General features: G+C 61.8%; 12 protein-coding genes. 8 read left to right on the top strand and 4 right to left on the bottom strand.

Features of this window, described 5'->3' with window-relative positions; all coding sequences use genetic code 11:
* Positions 1-29: 29 nt before the first annotated feature.
* Positions 30-743 (bottom strand): hypothetical protein, encoded by a 714-nt coding sequence (locus JQ600_RS23695; protein ID WP_212264509.1) that lies wholly within the window; start codon positions 741-743, stop codon positions 30-32.
* A gap of 415 nt (positions 744-1,158) precedes the next feature.
* A complete protein-coding gene (locus tag JQ600_RS23690; protein WP_212490118.1) occupies positions 1,159-2,217 on the bottom strand; it encodes a M10 family metallopeptidase C-terminal domain-containing protein in 1,059 nt (352 codons plus the stop codon).
* A 138-nt stretch (positions 2,218-2,355) separates the two neighbouring features.
* On the opposite strand from JQ600_RS23690, the gene JQ600_RS23685 reads away from it, so the two are divergent.
* Together JQ600_RS23685 and JQ600_RS23680 are read left to right on the top strand one after the other, a co-directional pair.
* On the top strand, positions 2,356-2,991 hold the full coding sequence (locus JQ600_RS23685) for a DsbA family protein (protein ID WP_409363330.1): 636 nt from the start codon (positions 2,356-2,358) through the stop codon (positions 2,989-2,991).
* Positions 2,992-3,078: 87 nt separating this feature from the next.
* Positions 3,079-4,047 carry a tripartite tricarboxylate transporter substrate binding protein gene (locus tag JQ600_RS23680; protein WP_212390788.1) on the top strand — a complete coding sequence of 323 codons (969 nt, stop codon included), beginning with the start codon at positions 3,079-3,081 and terminating at the stop codon, positions 4,045-4,047.
* Positions 4,048-4,056: 9 nt separating this feature from the next.
* On the opposite strand, the gene JQ600_RS23675 is transcribed toward JQ600_RS23680, so the two are convergent.
* A complete protein-coding gene (locus JQ600_RS23675; protein WP_212390787.1) occupies positions 4,057-4,323 on the bottom strand; it encodes a PilZ domain-containing protein in 267 nt (88 codons plus the stop codon).
* 210 nt (positions 4,324-4,533) lie between these two features.
* On the opposite strand from JQ600_RS23675, the gene JQ600_RS23670 reads away from it, so the two are divergent.
* The 3 genes from JQ600_RS23670 to JQ600_RS23660 are packed head-to-tail and all read left to right on the top strand — an operon-like array spanning position 4,534 to position 6,327.
* Positions 4,534-4,689, top strand: a complete 156-nt coding sequence (locus JQ600_RS23670; RefSeq protein WP_212390786.1) for a hypothetical protein — start codon at positions 4,534-4,536, stop codon at positions 4,687-4,689.
* A 27-nt stretch (positions 4,690-4,716) separates the two neighbouring features.
* The gene (locus JQ600_RS23665; protein ID WP_212390785.1) at positions 4,717-5,913 is read left to right on the top strand and encodes an acyl-CoA dehydrogenase family protein; all 1,197 of its coding nucleotides are present in this window, start codon (positions 4,717-4,719) and stop codon (positions 5,911-5,913) included.
* A gap of 12 nt (positions 5,914-5,925) precedes the next feature.
* Positions 5,926-6,327: a VOC family protein gene (locus tag JQ600_RS23660; RefSeq protein ID WP_212264499.1), complete on the top strand. Its 402-nt coding sequence runs from the start codon at positions 5,926-5,928 to the stop codon at positions 6,325-6,327.
* A 350-nt stretch (positions 6,328-6,677) separates the two neighbouring features.
* On the opposite strand, the gene JQ600_RS23655 is transcribed toward JQ600_RS23660, so the two are convergent.
* Positions 6,678-7,427 (bottom strand): Spy/CpxP family protein refolding chaperone, encoded by a 750-nt coding sequence (locus tag JQ600_RS23655; protein WP_212390784.1) that lies wholly within the window; start codon positions 7,425-7,427, stop codon positions 6,678-6,680.
* Positions 7,428-7,891: 464 nt separating this feature from the next.
* Between JQ600_RS23655 and JQ600_RS23650 the strand changes: the two genes are divergently transcribed.
* From JQ600_RS23650 to JQ600_RS23640, 3 genes are all read left to right on the top strand, one after another.
* Positions 7,892-9,232 carry an ABC transporter substrate-binding protein gene (locus JQ600_RS23650; protein ID WP_212264495.1) on the top strand — a complete coding sequence of 447 codons (1,341 nt, stop codon included), beginning with the start codon at positions 7,892-7,894 and terminating at the stop codon, positions 9,230-9,232.
* A 154-nt stretch (positions 9,233-9,386) separates the two neighbouring features.
* Positions 9,387-10,319, top strand: a complete 933-nt coding sequence (locus tag JQ600_RS23645) for a carbohydrate ABC transporter permease (protein ID WP_212031515.1) — start codon at positions 9,387-9,389, stop codon at positions 10,317-10,319.
* Entirely contained in the window at positions 10,319-11,233 is a 915-nt protein-coding gene (locus tag JQ600_RS23640) for a carbohydrate ABC transporter permease (protein WP_212031516.1), read from the top strand. Before JQ600_RS23645 ends, JQ600_RS23640 begins: the two co-directional genes overlap by 1 nt.
* Positions 11,234-11,236 lie beyond the last annotated feature (3 nt).

The raw sequence follows: 11,236 nt of genomic DNA, 5'->3' as shown, positions 1-11,236 counted from the left end.
GCGTCGGGTTGATCCGGAGCGAGACGACATCAGAACTGACCGGGCGGGAGTTTGAAGACGTCGGGGCTCTTGGTGTCGGCCACATAGAACAGCAGCAGGCCGGTGGGGGTCAGGATCCGCTGGTTGTTCTCCTTCGTCTCGAACGTTCCCTGCAGCAGCAGGATCACCGATCGATCCTTGGCATCGCTGCCGCGAAACATCAGGACGCCGCCGGCGACGGGCGTGTTGACGGCGATGGTATCGGGCTTGAAGCCTTCGCCCAGGAAGTGGGCGCGGAGAATGTTGGCATTCGAGAACAGCTTCTCCGGCGTCATCGCCGGATCCGTCCCTTTCGACCAGACCGTGCCGACCTGAATGAGCGTCTTCGACTTGTAGCCGAACACGTAGGATACTTCGGCGATCCCGCCGCTCGGCAGCAGGTCCGGAACGGCCAGCAATACGCTGCGGGTCAGTTCGGCCGGATTGTCCTGCGACTTGATCGCATCCGGCTTGACGCCGAAATCCTTGGTGATCGCCGCGCGGACATCCGCCTCGTTCATGCCGAATTTCGAAGAACGGAATCCATCGATCGCTTTGGCGGCTTTTTCATCGGCCGCCGCCACTGCTGGTACCGTCGCCTCGGCTTGGGTTGCTGGCCTTGGCGCCGGCACTGCCTTCTGCTTGGGCGTGCCCTGTGGATACGCCGGGCCGGCTACGACAGATGCGATACCGCAAAATGCCAGGAACAACGAAATCTTGCGCATTTAAAAACCTTCCGAAACACCAGACATAAATTTTAGGCAATGCCGCAATTCGGTAACCGGAAATTAGCAATTAGCCTCTTTACCCAGCAACAATACCGCGTTCCCCACACCGAACATAGCGGCGATGGGAGAATGAGCACCGATGGCTAATTTCGGCGCGGATGCGTGGTAGGCCCGACACGAGTGCGCACTGATGTGGCATGCTGCGCGCTTGCGACGGTCGAGCCAAATGCCATCAGAGAATTTTGGAATAGTGATACAAATCAGCTGCTTATAGCGACAGCGCCGCGAGCGGATTTCAATGCTTGGGAATGTTCGGCCCGGCGGCGTTCAGGCAGACCTGTCGATCGTTAATGTCGGTGGCGGCGAGATTTCGAACGGCGCCGATTCTCATTCGGCGCACGATCAGATCACCTCATTTCTCACGCGGCGCACACTCGCGCGGCATCGAAAAATCGGGATTCGCCAACTCAAAAACCCAGCAGACGGCGGCGCCCCAGTTGCAGAATGCGAAGAAGCCGCGCTTGGCGCGCGGCTTCCGGATCTGGCTGCGTGATGTGCGCCGACTTCCCTTAGTTCGGCAGGAAGGGTTGTTATTCAGCGTGCCCGTGTAGTTCTGCAGGCTGATGTCCATATCGGCTGTCCCGTCACCATTGGTGTCGATCTGGAGCAAGTCGTTATCCGGACCGAAGTTCTGCAGGCGCGCCGAAGCCTGGCTACCGCTAACAAAAGCCCCGCTGTCGACATACTCGATGTGGCCACCCGAAACGCTGATACCCGAGAAGTTGAAGGTGTCGTCGTTGGCATCGAAGTAATAGACCGTGTCACCCGCGCCCGCGGCCGAATCCGCCGTGCTGGTGAAGCGGACATTGTCATCACCAGCGCTGGCCGTGACCCAATCGGCGCCCCCCGCCCGCGGTGATCGTCGTGTTGCCCGAGTGTTGCCGATGATCATCTCGTCGAAAGTCGAGCTGCCGTTGATGTTTTCGGTGTTGAGTACCGTCGTATTGAAGACGTTTGTATTGAACGTCACGGTATCGGTGCCATCGCCGAGATCGAACGTGCCGCCCGCTTGTCCTGAGATCGTCAGGGTATCAGTGGACGCACTACCGTTGACGACGTTGACGCCAAACAAGTTGCCCAACGTATTGCTGCCGTCGCCCAGGTGAACATTGAGGCCCGACACGGTGTTGAGAAGCGTCAGCGTATCGTCGCTCGGCGTGCCACCGAAGTCGCTGCCGTTCAGGTTCTCAATACCGATGGCGCTAAGTGAATTGATGCCGTTGGCAAGGGATACCGTGTCGCTCCCGTCACCGAGATCGACGGCAAGGCCGGTGAGGTCGGAAGTTCCGGGAAGTGTCGAAATCTCCGCAGCAGTAAACCCTGAGAGGTTTGCAGCCACTCCATCAACGTCAGGACGCTTGCTGCACGCATCGGCGACGAAGCGCTGACCAGGGATTTTGGCGGCGGCCATGACGGCGCGCAGCTCCACGCGGACCGATTGCTGCTGTGACTCATCCGGCTTTCGTCTTTGCTTGTTGAAGAATATAGATAATTTCAGACACGGAAGAACCGGATAGACTCTCCCCGCCCATCAATTTGGAATAGCCCGTTGAACGCCCCTCGCTGCATCGCTTTTGTCGCCCTGCTCGCTTCCACCGCGCCGTTTTTCGCAGGCCCCGCCGTCGCCCAGAGCGCGATGGCGGCGGCTGTCGCCAGGCCGGTGTCGCTGCCGGACATCGCGATCGGATCGCCGAAGGCGCCGGTGACCATCACCGAATACGCGTCGATGAGCTGCTCGCATTGCGCCGCCTTCGGCGAGAACGTCTTTCCGATGCTGCGCTCCAAATATATCGACACCGGCAAGGTCCGCTTCGTGTTCCGCGAGTTCCCGCTCGATGTCGCGGCTGCGGCGGCCTCGATGCTGGCGCGCTGCATCGCCAGGAACGATTCGGAAAAATATTTCGGCGTCATCGAGACCTTGTTCAAGCTGCAGGGCCGACTGATCGCGCAGACCAAGGAAACGCTGAACTTCGTCGGCAAGCTGAACGGGATGAGCGAACAGGACGTGACGACTTGCGAGAGGGATCAGGCGATGCTCGACAAGCTCGCGGCGGATCAGAAATACGCCCATGAAACGCTCAAGGTCGATTCAACGCCGACCTTCTTCCTCAACGGTGAGCGGCTGAAAGGCTCGATGTCGTTCGAGGAACTCGAAGAGCGGATCAAGCCGCTGCTGAAGAAATAACGACTGCGCCGCTCCACACCTCCCCCTTGTTCTGCGGCGCGCCGTCGTTGATGATGGCGTCAACAAACATAAAATCCGGGGGGCGTCATGGCGGCCGTTCTGCAAATCTTGCTCGCTGCCGCGCTGCTGCTGGGGGCCGTCCCGACAGCCTCGGCACAGGGCTATCCGAACCGCCCGGTGCGCGTGGTTGTCGGGTTTCCCGCCGGCGGCCCGACCGACGTGATCGCGCGGATGGTGTCGCAAAAGCTCTCCGATGCGCTCGGTCAGCAATTCTTTGTGGAGAATGTCGGCGGCGCCGGCGGCAACACCGCGTCCGGCCAGGTCGCCCGCGCGACCCCCGATGGTTACACTCTCATGGTCGTCAGCACCGGCTTTGTGGTCAATCCCAGCCTCTACGCCAAGGTGCCGTACGACGCGGTCAAGGATTTCGCGCCGGTGACGCTGGTCGCGGTTTCCCCGAACGTGGTGGTGGTCAACCCGTCGGTGCCGGCCAAGTCGCTTCCGGAATTGGTGCAGCTGATCCGTGACAATCCCGGCAAGTACGGTTTTGCCGGCCCCGGCGTCGGTTCGACGCCGCATCTGGGGGGCGAGCTGTTTCGGCTGGCGTTCAGCCTCGACCTGGTGCACGTGCCGTTTACCGGCGCAGCGCCTGCGATCCAGTCAACCGTCGGCGGGCACACGCCGATCGCTTTCACCGCGCTGCCGCCCGCCCTTTCGGCGGTGCAGGCCGGCCAATTGCGCGCGCTCGGCGTTGCCGCAAGCGAGCGCGCGACCCAGTTGCCTGAAGTGCAGACCTTTGCCGAACAGGGCATCAAGGATCAGGAAGCCGACACCATCACGGGCATCCTTGCGCCGGCGGGAACGCCGAAAGAAATCGTCGATCTGCTCTATCGCGAAATAGCCAAGGCAGTCGGGCAGGCAGACGTGAAGGAGCGCCTGACCGCGCTCGGATTCAAGCCGGTCGCAAACCGGCCGGAGGAGTTCGGCGCCCGTATCAAGCTGGAAATGGAAAAATGGGGCAAAGTGGTACGTGACGCGAAGCTCAGGATTGAGTGACGCGTCACTTCATTCCGGCGGTTTCTGTACGACATTCATGAACGTGAGGCCGATCCGGTTCTTCTTGATCCAGGCGACCCGGCACTCATGAACGATCGAGGAATCCTTCGCCATCACGAGGCGGAAGTGCTGCGGAACGAATGCAGGGTTCTCGACGTCGATCGCCGCACCCTCGAGCGAAATATTCCTCACCACGCAACGCATCACGGAGCCGCCTGATGAGACATAGGCGGGCTCCTCGATCTCGGTTCGCGGATATTTTCGCTTTTCTTCCATGCGCTCCGGCCGTGGATATCGCTCGACCTATCTAACTACCCGAGAAACCTTAAGCAAATGGCGTGTGTGCACCGCAGCGCGATTGGCGACGATGGACCGAGACGTGCGGGAGCGGCAGGATGCTCCTCCATCGCTTCTGCGCAGATGTGCTCCGCGTCTTCATGGGCTTGTCGCTCGCGACGGCCCGGCGATACCCTTTTTCGATAGGCGGTGACAGCGTTCGTCTGTCTCGGTTGCTGGTTCCTGATGGCCGGCATCGTGTATTATTTCATCGGCTTCGAGACCAGGGGCAAGTCGATCGAGCAGATCGACAAGGAACTGGCCGACGGGCTGAATATGTCGGCGGCGAGAGTCCGGCAGGCATAGTCTTGAACACAAGGCGTCGATGGAGGCTTGGATAATTTGATCGCGACTGCTGCCGACCTTGCCGGTGACCGGGCGATCATCGCCCGTGCCGAGGCTGTTCGTCCCGATGTGGCGGCAGCCGGAAACGACATTGAGAATAAGCGCCGGCTGCCGCCGGCGTTGCTCGACAGGCTGCACGACGCGCAGCTGTTTCGTCTGCTGCTGCCGCGCTCGACCAACGGGATCGAAACCGATCCCATCACCTTCTTCCATGTCATTGAAACCATCGCCAAGGCCGATGCATCCACGGCTTGGTGCCTCAGCCAGGCCGGCGGCTGTGCGATGTCGGCGGCCTATCTCGATCTGCCGGTGGCGCGCGCGATCTTCGGGGATCCGCGCGCGGTGCTGGCCTGGGGTCCCGGGCCCAAGGTCCGCGCGATCGAATGCGAGGGCGGCTACAGGGTCACCGGCGTGTGGGCCTTTGCCTCCGGTGGTCGGCACGCGACCTGGCTCGGCGCGCATTGTCCGATCTTTGCGGCGGATGGCACTCCCCGATTGGAAGCCAACGGTATGCCGCTGGAGCGTACCATGCTGGTGCGAACCGAGGACGTCGAATGGACCGACATTTGGAACACGGTCGGCCTGCGCGGCACCGCCAGCGACCAGTTCGCGCTGAATGACTTCTTCGTCAGGTCCGACCATTCCATCACCCGTGAATTCGACCGGGAATGCCGCGAAGGCGGCCCGCTCTATCGCATGGGGGCCGGCACTTGCTACCAGGTCGGGTTTGCCGCCGTCGCCTGCGGCATCGCCCGAAGCACGCTCGATGATTTCGTCGAGGTGGCGCGCAACAAGGTGCCGCGTGGCGCCAAAGGCATCTTGCGCGACAACGCCGTGGTCCAGACCGGCCTCGCCCAGGCCGAGGTCAATCTGCGCGCGGCACGCGGCTTCGTGCTGCAGTCGATGGCCGAAATCTGGAAGGACCTCGTCGCCGGCGCCAGCATCACCGTCGCGCAGCGCATCACCGTCCGCATGGCCGCCACCAACGCCATCCACAAGGCACGCGAGGCGGTCGACTTCGCCTACAACGCGGCGGGAGCCACCGCAATCTTCGAAGGCCACCCGCTGGAGCGCCGCTTTCGCGACATCCACACCGTGACCCAGCAGCTGCAAGGCCAGATCAGACATTTTGAAACCGTCGGCGCCTGGATGATGGGCGTCGATGTCGATCTCACCTTTGTCTAAGGAGAACAAACCATGGGACTTGGCGGATTACAGCACTACACCATCGAACCTTCCGATCTCGAACGCACCAAGGACTTCTACTGCGACGTGCTTGGACTGGAGAACGGCGACCGTCCGCCGCTCGGTTTCCCCGGCTACTGGCTCTACTCCGGCGGCACCGCCACCGTGCACCTGATGGGTACGCGTCAGCCGCGCGAGGGCATCGTGGTGCGCGGCACCGAGAAGAAATACGAGGACACCGGGCGGCTTGACCACATTGCCTTTGCCGCGACTGACGTCGACGGCGTGCGCAAGCGCCTGCAGGCCAAAGGCGTAAAATTCCGGGAGAGCATCGTGCCGCGAACCGGTGATACGCAATTCTTCCTCTACGATCCCGACGGCGTCGGTGTGGAGCTGAACTTCCCGAAGGCGTAACCGGCCACCGCCGCGAGCAGGGTTCGACTATTCGGCCAGCCCCGGCGCTGGCCGAACTTGTTTTAATTCCGGCTTTTTGATTTCGGCTTTGCGTTAGCGGTTCCCGACAAGGCCGCAAGTCAGCCATCAGTCGGGCGCGATCCCGTCAGGGTTTCTTCATCATTGCGTGGCGATTGGAACCCGCCGCGCCGCTGCGGCAGGATAGCCGGGTGCCTCGCCTTTCACCTACCCCAGGGCATGCGTGCCCGGCTATTCGCCCACGGGGCATACCCCTTTGTCGTGCGGAAGCCCGCCCCGGACTTGATCCGGGGCGGATGATGTTCTCATGCCAACGCGTCAGGGATCGCGCGCTAATCCAGCCCGCGCTCGTGGCTCAGATTGACCATTTCCTGGATGAAGATCTTTTTCTGCTTCTCGTCCAGGCTTGCAAACAAAGGCTCGGCGGCATCGGCCACGTTGCGCTGGTCCACGGCGCGGTCATTGAGAAACTGGGCCTCGTTCCGCATCTGCTCGATGATGTCGTCGGGCGGATCGCGTTTGGCTCGTGCAATACGCAGATTGAGGCGATCGGCGCCATTATGGCCGAGATAGTGCATCGCACTGTTGAAGCCGGACCAGTTCTTCTCCTGCTCAGGCGTCAGATTCAATTGCTTCTTGATGCGCTCGATATTGGCGTCGCTGTTGACGACGATCTGTTCGGCCGTCATTTGCGGTGCACCGGTCTGGGTCAGTACCTGCGGCTGCTTCGCTGCCGTCTTTGTCCCCTTGGCCGCTTTGCCGGATTTTGCGGCATCGTCCTGCTTTGCGGTATCGCCCTGTTTGCCGCCCTTCGGCGGGGCCGCTTGCTGCTGTTGCTGTTGTGCGCCGCCGGTGAGGACGCCGGTCACACCGGTCACCACCCCCACGACACCGCCGATAGCGCCGCCAAGCACGCCGCCGACCGGTCCGGCCGCCTTGTTCCCCTCGCGGGCGCCCTTTTGGACCCCCTCAACCACCTGTGCCTCCACCGTGAGCGACGCGCTAAACAGCATAAGGGCGGCCACCCCAAGGGCTGCGCACAGTCTGAGCCGCGCGCGCAGCTTCGATGTCGGGCTGGTCATTGTCTGGTCTCCATGGTCGATCGTGAGTTTCCGGCGTGGTGGTGCTGGGCCAAGGATCGCGGCCGAATCCGATTTTATCGTTTTCGCGCCGCGCGAGTCTACCTGGCGCGCCCGGTCATCCCGGTGATGAAAACGGCGGCGTATCCCAATTTGGACACGCGGTAGGGGAACCTGCGGCGCTATTTCACATCCTCACCCCCTCCGCTGAGTTCGATATGTGCAACGCAATATTCCGCGCCATGAGTCAGCAATGAGCGGTAGACAACGGGCTAACGGTCGTCGCTGCCTTCGATCTGCACGCAACGTTAGTTCTAGGACAGCGCCTACGTGATTTCTCGACAGACGCTGGCAATTCTGCTCTGATCGTCAATAATGAAAAATCCGCGGCGCCCGAACGGAGCCGAATAAAAAAGCAAGAACGGGAATTTCTTCACATCCGATTGGCCCATCCAGGGAGGAACGCCATGACACGGAAGAAGCTTACTCGACGCCAATTCATCGCTGCGACAGCGCTATCATCGGCTGCACTCGTGACCGCACCCTACGTGCGCGGCGCGCACGCCGCCGGCAAGCTATCGATCGGATTTTGGGACCATTGGGTACCCGGCGCCAACAAGGCTTCTACCGATATTGTCAATGAGTGGGCCGAGAAGGAAAAGGTCGAGGTCACTATCGACTACATTCCGAGCCAGGGTAACAAGAACCTCCTGACGATCGCCGCCGAAGCCCAGGCGAAGGCGGGCCATGACATTCTGGCGATGCCGACCTGGTGGCCGCACGCCCAGGCGGAATTGCTCGAGCCGATGAATGATGTGGTCGAGGGGCTCATCAAGCAGAACGGCGAAGTCAACGGCACCGTCCAGTATCTCGGCAAGGCCGGCAACAAATGGCTGGGCGTTCCGGCCTGCGTCGGCAGCCAGATCAAGGGCCCCTGCTCGCGCATCGATCTGATGAAGCAGCACGCCGGCATCGACGTCCAGGCGATGTACCCGGCAGGTTCGGCGCCGAAAGCCGATGGCTGGACCACGGACACATTCCTGAAGGCGGCGGAGGCCTGTCACAAGGGCGGCGTTCCCTTCGGCATCGGGCTTGGCGAGACCAGCGATTCCGTCGATACCGTCGGGGCGTTCTTCCTGGCCTTCGGGGCAGAGGTCGTCGATGCCAAGGGCAACGTCGTCGTCAAGAACGACAACGTGCGGCAGGCGCTCGAATATTACAAAAAGCTGATGGCTTTCCTGCCGTCGGACGCGCCGTCATGGGACGACGGCTCCAACAACAGGTGGCTGGTCTCGGGCAGAGGCGCCCTGATCATGAACCCGCCGAGCGCGTGGGCCGTCGCCAGGCGCGATGCGCCGCAGATCGCGGAGCAATGCTGGACCCACGGCTTCCCGGTCGGTCCGAAGGGCCGCTTCGCGCCGTTCCTGCCCTACTTCTGGAGCGTCTGGAGCTTCTCCAAGAACAAGGAGGCGGCAAAGAGCGTGCTGACGCGTCTGTCGCAGCCGGATGCGGTCGAGAAAATGGTGGCGGCGAGCGGCGGCTACGACCTGCCGGCCTTCGAGAAACTGACGACCCTGAAGACATGGGCCGAGGAAGGTCCGCCGAAGGGCACGCTCTACCACTATCCGAATCCGCACAAGCACCAGCTGCTTTCGATCTCGGCGTCGCCCGCGCCGCCCAAGGTCGCCCAGCAGATCTACACCCAGGCGACGCTCACCAAGATGTGCGTGCGCTTCTACCGGGGCGAGCCCATGGAGAAGACGCTGGCCTGGGCGGAAGGCGAACTCGAAGGCTTCATGCGTAGCTGAGGCGATTTCGTCGCCGCGGCCCGTCGGATCTCGGTTGGATCTTGGGCCGTGGCGGCGTGCATCCGCCTGCCGAGACGATGGGAGCCGGCGCGGCGCCGGCTTCTCGACGAGGAAACCACCCTGCTCTGAATGAAACTCGCGAGGAAGATGCATCATGGCTGATGTCGCGATTGAGCGTAACGCCGCTCCGCGAACGGCGCGCAAGCGCGCCAGTTTACGAACCGCCCTGAAGCGCAAGTCGACCGCAGCCTTCCTGATGACGCTGCCGCTGATCCTGCTGATCTCGCTGCTGGTCATCTATCCCGCCTTCTACTCGCTGCATCTGGCCACCCTGAACAAGTCGATGCAGCGCTTCATCGGGCTCGGAAACTTCCAGTTCCTGTTCAAGCGGGAAACCTTCTGGCTGGTGGTCGAGCAATCCTGCATTTTCGCGATCACCGCCGTCTTCTTCAAGGCCTTGATCGGCTTCATCGTGGCCCACTTCGTCCACAACATTCCGGCCAAGGGGCAGCGCAAATGGCGCGGCATGCTGCTAGTGCCCTGGGTCATCCCACCGGCCATGAGCACGCTGGCGTGGCTGTGGCTGTTCGATCCGTCGTACAGCGCCTTCAACTATTTGTTGGCCGGCGTCGGCGTCGACCGGATTCCGTGGACCGGCGAGACCGGCTGGGCCCGATTCTCGGTTATCCTGGTGAATATCTGGTTCGGCGCCCCGTTCTTTATGATCATGTATCTGGCTTCGCTGAAGTCGGTGCCCGATCAGCTCTATGAGGCCGCGGCCATCGACGGCGCCAACTGGTGGCAGCGCATCTGGTACGTGACGCTGCCGATGATGCGCAACATCATCGCGATCACGACGCTGTTTTCGGTGATCGTCACCTTCGCCAATTTCGATATCGTGCGCATCCTGACCGCCGGCGGCCCGCTGGACCGTACCCATGTCTTCGCCACCTGGGCATTCCGCATCGGTATCGAGGGCGGCGACATTCCGCTCGGCGCCAGCGTCTCGCTGTTCATGGTGCCGATACTCGCAATCGCGGCGGTGTTCATCCTGCGCGACATCAACAAACGCGGGAATGAATCCTGATGACCAGCACCGTCGTGATCGACAAGGCCGCCCCGACCCGCCCCGTCAAACTGCGCAGCATGAGCCGCGACCGCACCTGGGCGCTGCGATGGTCGTACTTCTTCCTCACATTGTTCGCGGTCTTTGCGCTGGTGCCCCCGCTCTACATGGTAATCACGTCGCTGAAGACCAGCGCCGAAATCTCCGCGGCGACGAACCCGTGGTGGGTTTACCATCCGACATTGTCGAACTACGTCGAGTTGCTGACATCGAACCAGTTCCTGACCTTCTTCCGCAACTCGGCGCTGGTCTCGATCTTCGTCGTGACCATCACCATGCTGATCAGCGTGCCCGCGGCTTTTGCGCTGGCACGGATGCGGTTCTGGGGCTCGGCAACGCTCGCGACCGGGGTTTTCCTGACTTACCTCATCCCGGAAACGCTGCTGTTTCTCCCGTTGTTCAAGATGTTCGTCGCGTTTGGCGACCTGACCGGGATCCAGCTGATCAACAAATGGTACGTGCTGCTGGTGATCTATCCGACGCTCACGGTGCCGTTCTGCACCTGGATCATGATCGGTTACTTCGCCTCCATCCCCAAGGAGCTCGACGAGGCCGCGATCATCGACGGCGCGTCCTGGTTCCAGACGCTGACGCGGATCTTCATTCCCGTCGCCCTGCCCGGCCTGATCGCCGCGACCATCTTCGCCTTCACGGTTTCCTGGGCGCAGTTTCTCTATCCGCTGGTTTTCACGACATCGACGGATCAACTGGTGCTGCCGGTCGGTATCGTCACGACCTTGATCAAGGGCGACGTGTTCGCGTGGGGCCAGATCATGACCGGCGCCCTGCTCGGCGCCGCGCCGCCGCTGATCATCTACGCGTTCCTGATGGACTATTACATTGCCGGCCTGACCGCCGGTGCGACAAAGGGTTGAACT

The organism is Bradyrhizobium sp. AUGA SZCCT0176 (assembly GCF_018130145.1).
Lineage (GTDB): Bacteria > Pseudomonadota > Alphaproteobacteria > Rhizobiales > Xanthobacteraceae > Bradyrhizobium.
The sequence above is the reverse complement of the archived record's forward strand: the minus strand, read 5'-3'. Positions and strand labels throughout refer to the sequence as shown.